This window comes from Pseudarthrobacter oxydans (assembly GCF_030812335.1).
In the GTDB taxonomy this organism is placed as follows: domain Bacteria; phylum Actinomycetota; class Actinomycetes; order Actinomycetales; family Micrococcaceae; genus Arthrobacter; species Arthrobacter oxydans_B.
Window position 1 is genome coordinate 559489 of record NZ_JAUSSN010000001.1, and the last position, 15692, is coordinate 575180.

At 68.1% G+C, this 15692-nt stretch carries 16 protein-coding genes; 14 read left to right on the forward strand and 2 right to left on the reverse strand.

Annotated elements, in window-relative coordinates; all coding sequences use genetic code 11:
* The first annotated feature begins 220 nt into the window (after nucleotides 1–220).
* Nucleotides 221–478 carry a metal-sensitive transcriptional regulator gene (locus J2W14_RS02685; RefSeq protein ID WP_018774886.1) on the forward strand — a complete coding sequence of 86 codons (258 nt, stop codon included), beginning with the start codon at nucleotides 221–223 and terminating at the stop codon, nucleotides 476–478.
* A gap of 82 nt (nucleotides 479–560) precedes the next feature.
* Here the strand turns inward: J2W14_RS02685 and J2W14_RS02690 are convergent, their stop codons facing one another.
* A complete protein-coding gene (locus J2W14_RS02690; RefSeq protein WP_307457964.1) occupies nucleotides 561–1271 on the reverse strand; it encodes a FadR/GntR family transcriptional regulator in 711 nt (236 codons plus the stop codon).
* A gap of 147 nt (nucleotides 1272–1418) precedes the next feature.
* On the opposite strand from J2W14_RS02690, the gene J2W14_RS02695 reads away from it, so the two are divergent.
* The 8 genes from J2W14_RS02695 (at nucleotide 1419) to J2W14_RS02730 (ending at nucleotide 9731) form a co-directional block, all read left to right on the forward strand.
* A complete protein-coding gene (locus tag J2W14_RS02695; RefSeq protein ID WP_307457968.1) occupies nucleotides 1419–2966 on the forward strand; it encodes a four-carbon acid sugar kinase family protein in 1548 nt (515 codons plus the stop codon).
* Between the two features lie 19 nt (nucleotides 2967–2985).
* The gene (locus J2W14_RS02700; RefSeq protein ID WP_370871168.1) at nucleotides 2986–3891 is read left to right on the forward strand and encodes an NAD(P)-dependent oxidoreductase; all 906 of its coding nucleotides are present in this window, start codon (nucleotides 2986–2988) and stop codon (nucleotides 3889–3891) included.
* Between the two features lie 116 nt (nucleotides 3892–4007).
* Nucleotides 4008–5423 (forward strand): GntP family transporter, encoded by a 1416-nt coding sequence (locus J2W14_RS02705; protein WP_307457974.1) that lies wholly within the window; start codon nucleotides 4008–4010, stop codon nucleotides 5421–5423.
* Nucleotides 5423–6316, forward strand: coding sequence for a class II fructose-bisphosphate aldolase (locus tag J2W14_RS02710; protein WP_307457977.1), 894 nt, complete (start codon nucleotides 5423–5425; stop codon nucleotides 6314–6316). Before J2W14_RS02705 ends, J2W14_RS02710 begins: the two co-directional genes overlap by 1 nt.
* A 159-nt stretch (nucleotides 6317–6475) precedes the next feature.
* On the forward strand, nucleotides 6476–7813 hold the full coding sequence (locus tag J2W14_RS02715; protein WP_307457980.1) for an acyltransferase family protein: 1338 nt from the start codon (nucleotides 6476–6478) through the stop codon (nucleotides 7811–7813).
* Nucleotides 7810–8154 carry a GNAT family N-acetyltransferase gene (locus tag J2W14_RS02720; RefSeq protein ID WP_307457982.1) on the forward strand — a complete coding sequence of 115 codons (345 nt, stop codon included), beginning with the start codon at nucleotides 7810–7812 and terminating at the stop codon, nucleotides 8152–8154. The genes J2W14_RS02715 and J2W14_RS02720 overlap by 4 nt, the downstream gene beginning before the upstream one ends.
* Before the next feature lie 117 nt (nucleotides 8155–8271).
* Nucleotides 8272–8919, forward strand: coding sequence for a hypothetical protein (locus J2W14_RS02725; protein WP_307457984.1), 648 nt, complete (start codon nucleotides 8272–8274; stop codon nucleotides 8917–8919).
* Between the two features lie 29 nt (nucleotides 8920–8948).
* Nucleotides 8949–9731 carry an SDR family NAD(P)-dependent oxidoreductase gene (locus J2W14_RS02730; RefSeq protein ID WP_307457988.1) on the forward strand — a complete coding sequence of 261 codons (783 nt, stop codon included), beginning with the start codon at nucleotides 8949–8951 and terminating at the stop codon, nucleotides 9729–9731.
* A 10-nt stretch (nucleotides 9732–9741) separates the two neighbouring features.
* On the opposite strand, the gene J2W14_RS02735 is transcribed toward J2W14_RS02730, so the two are convergent.
* Nucleotides 9742–11232 carry a helix-turn-helix domain-containing protein gene (locus J2W14_RS02735; protein WP_307457990.1) on the reverse strand — a complete coding sequence of 497 codons (1491 nt, stop codon included), beginning with the start codon at nucleotides 11230–11232 and terminating at the stop codon, nucleotides 9742–9744.
* 121 nt (nucleotides 11233–11353) lie between these two features.
* Between J2W14_RS02735 and pxpA the strand changes: the two genes are divergently transcribed.
* From pxpA to J2W14_RS02760, 5 genes are read left to right on the forward strand one after another with little or no spacing between them, the layout of a single operon-like run.
* Nucleotides 11354–12109: a 5-oxoprolinase subunit PxpA gene (pxpA, locus tag J2W14_RS02740; protein ID WP_307457992.1), complete on the forward strand. Its 756-nt coding sequence runs from the start codon at nucleotides 11354–11356 to the stop codon at nucleotides 12107–12109.
* A gap of 43 nt (nucleotides 12110–12152) precedes the next feature.
* Nucleotides 12153–12398, forward strand: a complete 246-nt coding sequence (locus J2W14_RS02745) for an acetyl-CoA carboxylase (protein WP_307457994.1) — start codon at nucleotides 12153–12155, stop codon at nucleotides 12396–12398.
* A complete protein-coding gene (locus tag J2W14_RS02750; RefSeq protein ID WP_307457995.1) occupies nucleotides 12395–13750 on the forward strand; it encodes an acetyl-CoA carboxylase biotin carboxylase subunit in 1356 nt (451 codons plus the stop codon). Before J2W14_RS02745 ends, J2W14_RS02750 begins: the two co-directional genes overlap by 4 nt.
* Complete coding sequence (locus J2W14_RS02755) at nucleotides 13747–14658, forward strand: 5-oxoprolinase subunit B family protein (protein WP_307457999.1); 912 nt, start codon at nucleotides 13747–13749, stop codon at nucleotides 14656–14658. Before J2W14_RS02750 ends, J2W14_RS02755 begins: the two co-directional genes overlap by 4 nt.
* A complete protein-coding gene (locus J2W14_RS02760) occupies nucleotides 14648–15607 on the forward strand; it encodes a biotin-dependent carboxyltransferase family protein (RefSeq protein ID WP_307458002.1) in 960 nt (319 codons plus the stop codon). The genes J2W14_RS02755 and J2W14_RS02760 overlap by 11 nt, the downstream gene beginning before the upstream one ends.
* The last annotated feature ends 85 nt before the right edge of the window (nucleotides 15608–15692 follow it).

Sequence of the window (15692 nt, forward strand, 5' to 3'; positions counted from 1 at the left end):
TCCGGGCCCCGTCGCGGGGCGGGGCCCCCGGCGCCGGCCTGGCCGGCGCCGGAATCCAGGAAACCGGCGGCGTTCACACTCCCAGAAATACGCCGAAATTGCAGGCTTCACTAGGTACTTAGGTCCCTAGCAGAGCGAGGGAGATCATACCCTGCGGGGCATCCCTGATACGCAGGGGGGTATATCATGGAATGTAGCCCCGTTGATCCTGGAGGAACAGATGGAACTCGATCCCACCGACATGAAGCCCGTCATCAACCGACTTCGCCGTGCCCAGGGGCAGCTTGCCGCCGTCACGCGGATGATCGAGGAAGGCCGTGACTGCAAGAGCGTGGTCACCCAGCTGGCCGCGGTTTCCAGCGCGCTGGACAAGGCCGGATTCTCGATCATTGCCACCGGCCTGCAGCAGTGCATGCAGCAGGAGGACCCCAGCCTGGACCGGGCCGAACTCGAGAAGCTCTTCCTCTCGCTCGCCTGAGCCCCGCCTGCGCCGCGGCTACGCCTTCTGCCTGCCGCCTCGCGGGCCGGACTGAGTATCGGGCCGGACTCCGGCCGGTAGGTCAGGCCGGGCGCTCCGCCAGGACGTACGTCTGGAGGTCGTCCAGCGTCTGCTGCATGTGCGCGTCCATGGCGTCCCGGGCCTGGCGCGGATCCCGCGTGGCCAGCGCATCCGCGATCTTCTGGTGGTGGCCGATCGCGTGCGCCTGGATCTCGCGCACCTTGGAAGTCTCGGTCCGCCGCTTTTCCAGCACCCGGTGCAGCGGCGTGAACAGGACGGCCACAAAAACATTCTCCGAGGCGCGCAGGATGAGGTCGTGGAAGGCAAGGTCCGCCGTCACGAACGCGGCGACATCGTGCTTCTCGTGCGCCTCGCGCATCGATTCGAGCTCCCCGTAGAGGGTCTTGAGGTCTGCGTCGCTGATCCGGCCCGCGGCGAGCTCGCAGGCGCCCGACTCCAGCATCCGGCGCAGCTCGATCAGCTGGACGGCAGCCGCCGCGTCGTTCTTCCCCTCTGAGGCTGCCCGGAGGACGGCCTCCAGCGAAGCCCAGCGGCTCAACGGGTTCACGAACGTTCCGCGGCCGCGCTCGACGCTGAGGATCTGCTGGGCTTGCAGGGTCTTCATCGCCTCGCGGACCGTCATGCGGCTCACCTCGTGGCGGGCGCTCAGCTCCAGCTCGCCGGGGACGGATGCCCCGGGCGGGAATTCGCCGGCGATGATCCGGTCCAGCAGTTCGTCCGCCACGACGCCGACCAGCGATTTCCTAGCCAATTTTCCCCATTCGCTGTCTCCGACCTGCCTGATGGACCAGTCTACTTGCGCGTCTTTGTGCTGTGTGCCACACTAGCATTCAAATGCTAGATGTCAGACATCTTACAAATCCTTTCCCGCAGCAGAGTTCACCACAATGGAGTGCACGTGCCTTTTGAATCAGAGCTTTTCGAAGCCGAAGTGCTGGCCGCCTTCCCGGCGGAGGTCCGGATCCCCGCCCGGACCGTCGCCGACGCCCTCGCAGCCTCGTCCGTGCCGTCCCCCCGCATCCTGGTGGTGCTCGACGACGACCCGACGGGCACACAATCCGTCGCGGACCTGCCGGTCCTCACCCGGTGGGAAGTCGCCGACTTCACCTGGGCCTTCAACCACCGCATCAACGGCCGCCGCCAGGACGCCGTCTATGTCCTGACCAACACGCGGAGCCTGGACCCCGCCGAGGCTGCCGCCCGCAACGAAGAGGTGGTCCGGAACGCCCTCGCGGCCGCCGCCCTCGAAACCGACGGTGCGGGTGGTGCCGGTTCCGGCGGGGCCAGTTCGAAGCTGCGCCTGGGGTTCGTGAGCCGCAGCGACTCCACCCTCCGCGGCCACTACCCGCTGGAGCCGGACACGATTGCGGCAACCATCGCCGCTGTCAGCGGCGAGCCGACGGACGGCGTCGTCATCGTCCCGGCGTTTCCCGACGCGGGCCGCGTGACGATCGGAGGCGTGCACTACATGCGCGGCACCGGCGACGACGCCGGCAAGCTCACCCCGGTGGCCGACACCGAATTCGCCCGGGACGCCAGCTTCGGCTTCGAGAACTCGGAACTGGCCAAGTACGTCGAAGAGAAGTCCAAGGGCCGCTTCCGGGCAGACTCGGTGATCGTGCTGACCCTGGACGTGATCCGCGCCGCGGGCCGGGACGGCGACCCCCAGATCTCCGCGAGGGCCATCGCGGACGCCATCGACTCCGCCACGGACTCCACCCCGATCGTGGCCGACATCGTGACCGAAAACGATTTCCGGGCACTCGCCCTGGGCCTCGAGGAAGCCGAACGCCGCGGCAAGAAACTGCTCTACCGCGTGGGCCCGCCGTTCGTCCGGGGCCGCATCGGCCAGGAAATCCGTGCCGAACTCAGCGGCGAGGAGGCCTACGCGGGCAACACCCCCTCCGACGCCGGCGGCCTCATCGTGGTGGGCTCGCACGTCGGTGTCACGACCCGCCAGCTCAAGGCCCTCGTCGAACAGCACAGCGCCGCGCGTATCGTGGAAATCGACGTCGAAAAGCTGCTCGGCGGAGACTCCGAGGGCTACCTGGGCGACATCGTCCGGGACGTCGTGGAGTCCCTGCACAGCGCCGACGTCATCCTCCACACCAGCCGTCTGCTCATCAAGGCCGACGACGCCGCCGAGAGCCTCCGGATTGCCCGCGCCGTGTCCGCCGCCGTCGTCGCGGTGGTAAACCGGACCCTGAAGACGTTCCCGCCGCGTTTTGTCATCGCCAAGGGAGGCATCACCTCCTCGGACGTGGCCGCCCACGGCCTGGAAATCCGCCACGCGATCGTCCGCGGCCCCATGCTGCCGGGCATCGTCAGCCTGTGGGAGCCGGTGGATGGGCCCGCGAAGGGCATCCCGTACATCGTTTTCGCCGGCAACGTGGGCGATGACGAGTCCCTGGCCCAGGTCACCCGCAAGCTCAGCAACACCTTCTGACCCTCCCAACCACATTTCAATGGAGAAAACCATGAACTACAAAGTCACCGTCCTCGGCCTGGGCGCCATGGGACTGCCCATGGCCACCCGGCTGGCAACCCAGCTGACCGTCCACGGCTTCGACATCGCCGAGCCCCGCCTGGCGCTCGCCGAGGCCGCGGGCGTGCGCACGTTCGCCTCCGCCCGTGAAGCGGCCGAGGGCGCCGACGCGCTGCTGCTGGCCGTGCGCAACGGCGAGCAGCTGGACGACGTCCTCTTCGGCGAGAACGGCGTCGCCTCCGTGCTGAAGCCGGGCGCCGTCGTGATCCTCGGCAGCACCGTGGGCACCGAAGCCATTCCCGCCACCGTTGCCCGGCTCGCGGAAATCGGCGTCGCCCTCGTGGACGCACCGCTCTCCGGCGGACCGAAGCGCGCCGGCGAGGGAGACCTGCTGATCGTCGTCGGCGCCGAACCGCAGGCGCTGGAGGCGGCCCGCCCGGTCCTGGAACTGCTGGCCTCCACCCTGACCGTCGTGGGGGACAAGCCCGGCGACGGACAGGCCCTCAAGACCGTCAACCAGCTGCTCTGCGGGATCCACATCGCCGCGGCAGCCGAGGCCATGGCCCTGGCGGACGCCCTCGGCCTGGACCAGGCCAAGACCCTCGCCGCCCTGGAAGCCGGCGCCGCCGGGTCCTTCATGCTGTCCAACCGCGGCCCCCGCATCCTCGAGGCCTACACGGAAAACGGCGCGGAAGTCCTCAGCCGCCTGGACATCTTCGTCAAGGACATGGGCATCGTCGGCAAGGCCACCCGCGCCGCCGGCCTCGCCGCGCCGGTGGCCGCCGCCGCCGAGCAGCTCTACCTCCTCGGCCAGGCCCAGGGCCTCGGCGCCGCCGACGATTCGGCCGTCATCAAGGTCGTCGCGCCCACCAAGCGCACGGCCTAACAGACCACCGCATCCACAGATTCGCCAAGCCCGACGACGGCGGATCCCCCCTTTCCGCCGTCGTCGTACCAACCGTCCGGCCCTTCCAAGGACCGGTCCGTTAAAGGAGACACCCGATGAGCGCTCTCGCTCTCCTGGCCATAGCCGCAGCAGGCGTCGCCCTGCTGCTCGTGGCCGTCATCAAATTCAAGATCCCGGCCTTCCTGGCACTGCTGGTTGTCAGCGTCGCCGTGGCCCTGGTCGCGGGCATCCCGCTGCCGGACATCGTTAAGACCGTCACCGAAGGCATGGGCGGCACGCTGGGCTCCGTCGCCATCCTCGTCGGCCTCGGCGCCATGCTCGGAAAGATGATTGAAGTTTCCGGCGGCGCCCAGTCGCTGGCCGGCAAGTTCACCGAGCTGCTCGGACCACGGCGCGTCATCGCCGCCCTGACGTCCGCGGCCTTCCTGCTGGCCATCCCCGTCTTCTTCGACGTCGGATTCATCATCCTGATCCCCATCATCTACGGCTTCTCCAAGGCCGCCGGGGTCAATCCGGTCAAGATCGGACTGCCGGTCGGCGCGATCATGCTGGCCATCCACGTGGTTGTTCCGCCGCACCCCGGCGTTGTTGGCGGTGCCGGCATCCTCAATGCGGACATCGGCTGGACCACCATCATCGGGCTCCTGATCTGCATCCCTGTCGGTGTGCTCGGCTACTTCGTTGCCAAGCGGCTCAACCGCCGCGACTACGCCATGCTCCCCGGCACCGCGGAGCAATTCCGCCTCTTCGGCACCGGCAAATCAGAGGTCGAGCAGGACGCGCCCCCGTCCGGCGGCGTAGCCGTCAAGACCGCCGTCAAGACCGCCCCCAGCCCTGCCATGATCATCACCCTGATTGTCCTGCCGATCCTGATGATCATGGTCGGAACCGTCGGCGCCGTCCTGCTGCCCAAGGGCAGCCCGGCCGCCGACATCGCAGCCTTCGTCGGTTCACCCCTCATGGCCCTCCTGACCGCTCTCGGCATGGCCTACTACTTCCTCGGGATCCGCCGCGGCTGGTCCTCGCAGCACACCGGTGAGGTCATGGATTCCGCCCTCGCACCCACCGCCATCGTGATCCTGGTGACCGGCGCCGGCGGCGTCTTCGGAAAAGTCCTCACCGTCTCGGGCATCGGCAAGGCACTCGCCGAGGGGCTGCAGAGCGTGGGGCTCCCGCTGATCCTGATGGCGTTCGTGCTGGCCGCAGTGCTCCGGGCCTCCCAGGGTTCGGCCACCGTGGCCATCATCACCACCGCGGGCCTGCTGGCGACCTCCGTTGCCGACGGCGGATACTCGCCGGTGCAGACGGCCCTGATCCTGGTGGCCACCGGCTTTGGCGCGTTCGGCCTCAGCCACATCAACGACTCCGGCTTCTGGATCGTCACCCGGTACCTGGGACTGTCGGTTGCCGACGGGCTGCGCACCTGGACGGTCCTCACAACCATCCTGGGTGTGGCCGGCTTCGCCCTGACCTTCGTGGCCTGGATCCTGGTGGGAGGCCTGAGCGCCTGATGCGTGTCCGTCTCGACGACTTAGTGGTTTCAGCCCTCCAGCAGGGATCGGCCGTCCCGGCCTTCACCTGCTATGACTTCACCACGGCGCTCGCCGTGGTGGGGGCGGCGGAGGAGGCAGGCCGCGGCGCTATCCTGCTCGTCTCGCCCAGCACGGCGGCCACTGCTAACGGCCTCCGGCTGATCGCGGCGCTGCGCGGCCTGGCCGACGGGGCCGGGGTTCCGGTCGCCGTGCAGCTCGACCACGCCTCGGACCTCCGGGTGATTGCCGACGCCGTGGCCGCCGGGGCGGACTCCGTCCTGGTGGACGGATCGTCGCTGGACTACGAGGACAACATTGCCCTGGTCCGGTCGGCACGCGCCGCCCTGGACGTACTGGCGTCTGATGGCGCGGGCACCGGCCCGGAGATCGTGATCGAGGCCGAACTCGGCGGCCTGGCCGGCGACGAGGACCGGGCGTTCGGATCCGACGCCGCAGGCAACGCCCCGGCGGCCGGCACGGCCGGGCTCACCGACTCCGCCCAGGTGGAGGACTTCGTGGCACGGACCGGCGCCCAGCTGCTGGCCGTGGCCGTCGGCAACGTCCACGGCAAGTACAAGGGCGAGCCGGAGCTGCGCTGGGACGTGCTGCAGGACATCGCAGTGCGGACCCGCGTTCCCCTGGTGCTGCACGGGGCCTCCGGAATCCCCTCCGCCGAGCTCGTGAAGGCGGCGGCCATGAATGTGGGCAAGGTCAATTTCAACACCGAGTTGCGTACCGGCGTCCTTGAGACCCTGGAGTCACGCACCGCGGCGCACCGGACCGACGGCGAGAACCTCCAGGGGCTGCTGGCCGACTGGGACGCCGCGGCCGGGACGTTTGCGGCCACGGCGCTGGCGACGCTCTCGCGCTGACCGCCGTCGGGCCGGCAGCCGGACGTCGGTCCCGGCATCAGCGTCCGGGACCGACGGCACTGGCCGTCGGCCCGGACAAGGCCGACAATGGGGGCAAACACAGCGGCGTCGACGCTCAAACAGCCAGACGGGCGCGTCGGCAGGTCCCGAGGGGGCTCCATGGTTCGAGGGCAGCATGCAGCGCGCAACCCAACCCTGAAGCCGGACCGCGACCTGGTGATTGATCTCGCCAGATTCTTCTGCCTTGCGCTCGTGGTGGTGGCGCACACCATGATGGTCAGCCCGGTGCTGCACCCGGACGGCACAGTGACCTCCTACAACACGCTCGGCAACGAGAAGTGGTTCGAACCCGTGGTCTGGGTCCTGCAGGTCATGCCGCTCTTTTTCGTCGCAGGGGGCATGACCGGGCTGCAGTCCTGGCGCCGCCTGCGCGCCCGGGGCGGCAATACTTTCGACTTCATGCAGGCGCGGATGCTGCGGCTCCTGCGTCCTGCCGCCGTCCTGCTCGCGATCATGTTCACCGGTCTCTGGGCGGCTCGGCTGGGCGGGGTGGACCCCCAGGTCGTCGAGCTGCTGGTATCCGGAGCGGGCATGCCGCTGTGGTTCCTGGCCGCCTATCTTGCGGCGCAGCTGAATCTTCCGCTGCTCGCTCGCCTGCACGCCCGGGCGCCCTGGCTGACCCTGGCGGGCCTTACGTCGCTGGTGGTGGCGGTGGACTGCCTGCGCGGGGCGATGCCGGCGCTGGCGTACCTGAACATGGTCTTCCTGTGGTGCGCCGTGCAGCAGCTGGGCTTCTTCCTCGCCGACGGCGGACCGCTGGCACTCGGGCGCCCCGTGCTGGTGGCCATCATCGTGGGCAGCAACCTGGTCCTGGGCCTGCTCGTCTGGCTGGGACTGTACTCCGGGAACATGCTGGTGAACCTCAATCCGCCCAACCTGACCCTGTTCCTCCTGGGGGTCTCGCAGGCCGCCACCCTGCAACTCCTCCGGCCCGTACTGTCCAGACTCGCTTCCCGGCGGCGCGTGCGGCAGTTCATTGGCGTCGCCGGACGACGGTCGATGACCGTCTACCTGTGGCATCTGCCCCTGCTCGCCGCGCTGTCCGGGCTCCTGCTGCTGACCGACTTTCCGAAGCCTGCGGGCGGAACCGCCGCCTGGTGGTGGGGGCGGCCGCTCGTGCTGCTGGCGTTGATCGGACTGCTGCTGCCCGTGCTGGCGCTCTTCGGCCGGCTCGAGGAACGCCCGACGGCGCCCGCGTCTGCCCGGTCCCGCCCGGCGGCCGCCGTGCTGATGGCCGCCGTCGTCGTCTATGTTCCGGTAGCCGACGCCGCACTGAACGGATTGACGCTGGGACTGCTCGGCGGGGGCGCGGCCTGCTTCGCGCTCGCCGTCCTGCTGCTGGGGCGGATCCCGGCCCGGTTCCTGGCCGATCCGGGCTCCGACGGATCGGGCCCGCCATTGCCACGCCCGCCATTAAGTGCCAATGTCGAACCATGACGGAGAACTCGGCAGCCACTGAAGACACGTTCAGCCCGAACGTATCCACCACGCGGAATGATGAGCTGCACCGCTACGAGCTCCACGTCGGCGAGAAACTGGCCGTCCAGATCCGCTTCATCGACGAGCCCGGCCATATCGACTTCATCCACACCGATACGGCGGAACAGTTCCAGGGCCAGGGGCTCGCCAAGGTGCTGGCCCACTTCGCGCTCGACGACGTGGTGGCGTCCGGCAAGAGGATCATCCCGAACTGCCCCTTTATGTACCGTTACCTGCGCCGGCACGACTCCTATACCCAGTACATCGACTGGCCGGAGCAACCCCCGGCCGGGGCCTGAAACGCGGACCGGCAGCGGGCCCGGTCGCCGGGACCGCTTGTGACCGGGGCGACAACCTCGTAAAGTTTTAGCAGAGTTATGCAGTTGGCTCTTGGACGTGTCCCTTTGGAGAACCCCGTGAACCATAAACTGCGTGTGCTTGTCCGTGTGGATGTCGATCCCGGACTCGTGACCCTCGAAGTCACCGGCTGCCTGACCCAATCCGATTTTCCCTCCTTGCTGCACATCATGCGGCGGGCCGGACGTCTCGGCGCAGGAACCGACGTCCTCGTCGACCTTCACGGTTCGTCCCATCTGGACCCGGAAATCCTCCTGCAGCTGCGGTCCATTGCCGACACCGGCGTGTCCGCCGGGCCCGGCGGAGTGGCCCGGGGCGTGACTGCTGCCGAAGAACAGCCCTTCCGCGTCACGCTGGCGGAACCCGCGGACCTGCCGATCTGCCTGCTGCACGTGGGCCCGGAGGGCGAAGTCCTCGCCGGGCTGGAGAAGGCCAGCAGCCCGATTCCCGCCGAGCTCAACACCATCGACGGCCTGGAGCTCGCCGAATACTTCGAGGGAACCCTGGACCCTGCCGCCACCGTCCGGGCACTGTCCGACACGGCCCTGTGCCAGCTGGCCGATGCCCTGTACCGGCACCTCGACACGAGCAGCCCGTCCTTCGGCGCGCACACCTGGTATGAGCTGGCCACCGAAGAACTGCAGAACCGCCACCTGGGCGGCGCGGCCGATTCCGCGGAAGATGAACTGGCCGCGGGCCTGGCCTGACGAGGGGGGAGCGGGGCTAAGCTGGCGCCATGACTGAACAAGCCGCGACGCCGGCTGCCACCACGGCCCTGATCACTGGAGCGAGCGCCGGGATCGGTGCGGAATTCGCCCGCCAGCTCGCCGAACAGGGCCACGACGTGGTCCTTGTGGCCCGCGACGCCGCCCGGCTGCAGGCCACGGCCCGGGAACTGGAGAACCGGTACAGCGTGCGCGCCGAAGCCCTCTCTGCCGATCTCGCGGACGACGCCGGAGTGGCGGCCGTCGTCGCCCGGCTTACGGATCCGGCCCGTCCGGTGGACATCCTCGTCAACAACGCCGGGATGGGCCTGCTGCACTCCTTCGAGGAGAACGACATGGCGGAGGAAACGCGGCACCTGAAGCTGCACGTCGAGACAGCCATGGAGTTGACCCATGCCGCCCTGCAGGGCATGCTCAGGCGGCGCTCCGGCAGGATCATCAATGTCGCCAGCGTGGCTGCGTTCCTTCCCCGGGGGAGCTACTCCGCGGCGAAGGCGTGGCTGGTCAGCTTCTCCCGCTGGGCCAACCTTGCCTATTCCAAACAGGGCGTGAAAGTGACTGCGGTCTGCCCGGGATTCACCCACACCGAATTCCACGACCGGATGGGCATGGACAAGACGGTGACCCCGCGCTGGCTGTGGCTCCAGGCCGAGCGGGTGGTGCGTGAAGGCCTCGCTGACAACGCAAAGGGCAGGGCCGTCTCCATCCCGACCAAACGCTACAAGGTGCTGACCGCGGCCGCCCGCGTCCTCCCCGACCGGCTTGTGACAGGGCCGGCCCGCCGCGCGAAATAGGCGCAGGGCATCAAAGCGTATCCTCGGTGATCCGGACCGCCAGCATGCAGGTGGTCAGCCCGTCCAGGGTGTCGAGACGGACGTTCAACAGCCGCGACATCAGGGCCAGCCGCTTGCTCAAAGTATTCCGGTGGATGTACAGCGCCTGGCAGACCCGGGACGGCTGGGCGTCATGCTCAAGGTAGGCCCGGAGCGTGGACAGCAGCTGGCCGTTGCTTGCCCGGTCGTAGTGGAGGAGCGGAGCGAGCAGGTTCTCCGCGGCGGCGTGGGCGCCGCTGCCCGCGGTCGCCACCACCAGGGATCCGATGCTCATCGGGGCCGCGATGGAGGGGCCCTGGACCTCCCGGACCAGGCGCTGGGCATGGGCCAGGCCAAGCCGCACCTCATCCACGCTGCGCAGCGGCCCCTTGATCACCAGGGGAAGCCCGGGGACCATCCGCCCGAGCGAGTCCAGCAGCCGGTCCGGGATCACGTCCCAGTCCGCGGCGGTGTCGGTCCGGGCCTGGGCGAGGGCATAAAACGCGCCGCGATAGGTGAAGACGTAGGCGTTGTTCAGGTGCTCCTGTACTGCCAGCCGAATCCGCCAGGCGTGCGGCAGCTGGCTCTTGTCCGGCCCGGCCACCACCAGGAAGGTGGGTGCGTGCGGGTCCAGGCCCGTGGCCCGGAACGTCCGGGTCAGCTCCTTCAGGGCCACGCCCTGCCAGTCCTCCAGCTGGTGCATCAGCTGCTCAAGCTTGGCCTGGTGCGGGACGCTGGCCTTGAAGGCGCTGTTGAGCTGCATGGCAAGAATGGACGACGCCGGCCCGATCAGGGTAGCGAGCGGCTCCCCGGTGGTCCCGCCCCGGACCACAAGCTGGAAGTGGTCCGTTCCGCCGGTGGGGAGCGCGAAGCTGGACCCGGCGGTGCCGCGCCCGTCGGTGCGGAGGTCCTCTGCCGTCCAGCGTGAACTCGCCGGCCAGCAGCTGATCAGCGCGCCGGTGGTGTCAAAGATTGCGCAGTGGCCTCCTGCCGCGGTGCCCACCTCCGCCAGCACGGCCTTGAGCGATCCGCCGGACCGCGCGGCCTTTGCGCACAGGTCGGCCAGCTCCCACGACTGCCGGGTGAGGGCAAAGCGCTCGGCCTCGAGGACGCTCGTGACGAAGCGCTGCAGCTGCAGGGCCGGAACCACGCTGGGAACCTCCAGCAGCGGAATCCCGTGGGCCTTGGCCGCCTCCACCAGCGGGGTGGGAATTAGCCGGTGAGCCACGCCCGTGACGAACGCGATGGCACAGACGGGGACGCTGGCCAGCCGTTCGACGTAGGCGTCCCAGGTCCGCTGGTCGAAGAAGTTGAAGCCGATTCCGTGGGTGATGAGCAGGCAGTTGGCGCCCAGGAAGGGCGTGGGGTCCAGGAACTCCGCCGGGGCGGTGTAGCTGATGGACGTGGCCAGGCTCTTCGCCGTGGACGGGGTGTGCAGCCTGAGCTGGAGCGAGTCCTCCGCCAACAGATCCTGGACTCTCATGATGCCCTCCCGGTGCGTCGTCGACGTCGGAAAAACGGTGTGCAAACTGCCCACTTGCTTACAAAGTTAGTGGACATTTGCCCACTATGTAAGGCGTGGGGCAATCCCTAATGTTGAGTGCATGAAGAATGTTAATGTGGCGAATGTCACAGCCGAAATCGAGATTAATTCGGACATGGGTGAAGCGTTCGGGCTGCACAGCTTCGGCAACGATCTGGCGCTGATGGAAATCATTGATGTCGCCAACGTGGCCTGTGGTTTCCACGCCGGGGACCCGGACACCATGGAAGAAACCGTCGCGGCAGCCAAGGCGCACGGCGTGCGGATCGGTGCGCACCCGGGCCTGCCGGACCTGACCGGCTTCGGGCGCCGGGAAATGAAACTGACCCCGGCCGAGGTCGAGTCCATCATCCTGTACCAGACGGGTGCCCTCGTGGGTTTCCTGAAGAAGGCCGGACTGGAACTCAACCACATCAAACCCCACGGCTCCCTGTACGGGATGCTCTCGCGGGACCCCGAGCTGATGCGGGCCGCCGCGAACGTCGCGGCGCTCTATGGGGTCCCGATGTTCGGCCTCGCCGGAACAGCGCACGAAAGCGTCTGCGCGGAAATGGGCGTGCCGTTCGTCGGGGAACTCTACGTGGACCTGAACTACAACCCCGCCGGCCAGCTCATCATCCAACGCCGGCCCGAGGCCACGGATCCTGCCAAGGCCGCCGAGCGCGTGCGCCGGGTCCTCAAGGACGGACTCGTGGAAACCTCGGACGGCTCGACCGTAAGCATCGACTTCACCAGTATCTGCGTCCACTCCGATGCCCCCGGTTCGCCGGCCGTGGCGCAAGCCGTACGGGAAGCCCTGGACGCCGGCAGCCAATGATCTCCCATGCACTGCCCCACCCACCGCAACTGAAAGGCACCCCATGTCACACCAAGTCACCTCGCCGCTTCCCGGAGTGTTCTACCGCAAGCCCGGCCCGGACAAGGATCCCTACGTGCAGGAAGGCGACCGCGTCGAGGCGGGCCAGACCATCGGCGTCGTCGAAATCATGAAGCAGTTCAGTGAAGTCAAGACGGAAGTGGCCGGGAACCTGGTCAAGTTCGAGGTGTCGGATTCAGGCACGGTCAACCCGGGTGACGTCATTGCAGTGATAGAGGAAAAACCATGAAGAAACTGCTTATCGCCAACCGCGGGGAGATCGCGGTACGGATTATCCGCACAGCCCGGGAACTGGGGATCCGCACGGTGGTGGTGGCCAGCGAACCCGACGTCGACGGGCTGGCGGCCCGGCTTGCGGACGAGCACGCGGTCATTGGCCCCGCCCCGGCCAGCCAGAGTTACCTGGACCATGCCGCAGTCCTGAAAGCGGCAGGGGATTTCGGCTGCGACGCGGTGCATCCCGGCTACGGGTTCCTGTCCGAGAACGCAGTCTTCGCCCGGGCGGTCATCGACGCGGGGCTCATCTGGGTGGGCCCGTCGCCGGAAGCCATCGAGCTGATGGGGGACAAGGCGCAGGCCCGGCAGGCGGCCGAGGCGGCGGGAGTCCCCACCCTGCGCGGAACCCACGGCGAGGCCCCCACCGGCGACGCGCTGCTCGAAATCGCGGCCGAGATCGGCTACCCCCTGGTGGTCAAGGCGGCCGCCGGCGGCGGCGGGCGCGGAATCCGGCTCGTGACACGGGCGGAGGACCTGGCCTCAACCGTCGAAGTGGCGCAGGCCGAAGCGGCCGCCGCGTTTGGCAGCGCCGCCGTCTACCTGGAGAAGTTCGTGGAACGCGCACGGCACGTTGAGGTCCAGGTTCTCGGCGACGGCACCAACGTGGTCCATCTCGGGGACCGGGACTGCTCCATGCAGCGGCGGCAGCAGAAGATCCTGGAGGAAGCACCCGCCCCGGACCTGCCGGACGCCGTCCGGCAGCACATGCTGGAGTCCTCCGTGGAACTCGCCCGGCAGTGCCACTACAAGGGGCTGGGCACGGTCGAATTCCTATACGACCCGGTCAACCACGAGGTGTCCTTCATCGAGATGAACACCCGTCTGCAGGTGGAGCACCCGGTCACGGAAATGGTCACCGGCCTGGACCTGGTCCGCGAACAGCTGCTGATTGCCGCCGGGGAGCCGCTGCGGATGCGGCAGGAAGACGTCGTCTTCCGCGGCCACGCCTTCGAATTCCGGCTCAACGCCGAAGACCCGTCCAAGGGCTTCATGCCTAGCCCCGGGCTGCTGGAGCGCCTCGACTGGCCGGGCGGGCCTGGTGTCCGCATCGATTCCGGCTTCGTCGCCGGATCCACGGTGATGCCTTTCTACGATTCGCTCCTGGCGAAGATCATCGTCTGGGACGAGACCCGGGACGAGGCCATCGGCCGGTCCATCCGCGCCCTGGATGAGATCGCGATCGAAGGCGTCTCCACCACGATTCCGCTGCTGAGCGCCGTGCTGCACCGGCCGGAACTGAAAACCGTGGAACACCACACCAAGTTCATCGAAACCTGCCCGGAGATCCTGGGGGACCTGTCATGAGCGATACCCTGAGCGCCGACTCGCTGAAGGGCACGGCACGCTACACCTGGGGCGGGGACGAGTTCCTGTTCGTGGAAATCTCCGAGGCCATGAGCCTGGCCGCGAACTTCAAATCCAACTCGATGGCCACCCGGCTCGGCGGCCGGGCGCTGCCCGGCGTGACCGAAATCTGCCCCGCCAACGCGTCCCTGCTGGTCCGCTTCGACCCCGACGTGCTGGGCGCCGCGGAACTGGAAGCTGCAACCCGGGAGATCGAAGTCGAAGTGGACAACACCACCCACCCGGTGCTGAACACCCGGCTGATCGAAGTGCGGGTCTGGTACGACGACCCGTACACGAGGGAAACCGCGGCACGCTTCCGCAGCGGCCACCAGCGGCCCGAGGGGACCGACCTGGATTTTGCGGCCGAGGTCAACAACCTCTCCGGTGCCGCGGAGTTCATCCGGCGCCATCACAGCAGCCCCTGGCTGGTTTCGATGGTCGGGTTTGTCGCCGGTCTGCCGTTTATGTTCCAGATGGTGCCCCGCGAGCAGCAGCTGGAGGTGCCGAAGTACCTCAGCCCGCGCACCGACACACCACCGCTCACCGTCGGCCACGGCGGGTGCTTCGCCTGCATCTACTCCGTCCGCGGCGCCGGCGGCTACCAGATGTTCGGCATCGCGGCGGCGCCGATTTTCGACCCGGCGCAGTCCCTGGCGGACTTCAAGGACTTTATGGTCTTCTTCAAACCCGGCGACATCGTCAAGTTCCGGCCCATCGATGAGGACGAATACAAGATCATCAAGGGTCAGGTGGAGGCGGGCACCTTCGTCTACAAGCAGGTGCCGGTTACGTTCGACCTGGCCGAGGCCCTCGGCGACCCCGAGAGCTACAACACCAAGCTATTGGAGAACCTCAATGACTCTTGAGATCTTGGAACCCGGCCTGTCAACGACGGTCCAGGACCGTGGGCGATTCGGCCACTACAACGTGGGAATCCCGCAGGGCGGCTCCATGGACCAGCTCTCCGCGGAGATCGTGAATGCCCTGGTGGGCAACAGCCTTGAGGAAGCGGTGCTGGAGTGCACCTACCTTGGCCCGAAGTTCCGCACCTCCGAACCCGCGGTCATCGCCGTGGGCGGGGCCCCGGTGGACGTGAAAGTCAACGGGGCCACCGCCCCGCAATGGGAAGCCATCGAACTCGCCGCCGACGACGAGGTGTCCTTCGGCTTCCTCCAGGGCGGCACCCGCTATTACGTGGCAGTCCGCGGCGGCATCGACGTGCCCCTGGTGCTCGGCAGCCGCTCGACGTACGCGCTTGGCGCCCTGGGCGGCTATCTGGGGCGCAAGCTCGCCGCCGGGGACGAGGTCCCGGTCGGTGACACGGCCTCCGGGGACGTCCTCACCGGCATCGCCCCGGAGCTGCGGCCGGCGTTTCCGGCCGAAACGGAGATCAGGGTCCTGTTGGGCCTCTACGACCACCGGCTGACCGCCTCAGGGCTCGCGACCCTGCTGGATTCGACCTGGACCCTCACCCCGGTGGCCGACCGGACCGGCCTGCGGTACAGCGGGCCGCAGATCGAATGGAAGGCGCGGGAACAACCCTTCGGCGCCGGCTCCGATCCCTCCAACATCGTCGACGCCGGCTATGCGGTGGGTTCCATCCAGATCCCCGGCGGCAACGAACCGATAGTCCTGCACCGCGACGCCGTGTCCGGGGGAGGCTACGCCATGGTCGCCACCGTCATCAGCGCCGACATGGACCAGCTCGCCCGCAGCGCCCCCGGCACCAAGACGCGGTTCGTCGCCGTGACCATGGAGGAAGCCGTCGCGGCCCGCGCGGAAGGCAAAGCCCTCCGCCGCTCCATCTGGGGATAACCCCAGAGGCCTGTGTGGAGCCACTCGTTGTAAGAAGGCAATAGGCCCCACGATCTGCGCAAAGATCAGCACGAGATCGCAACGC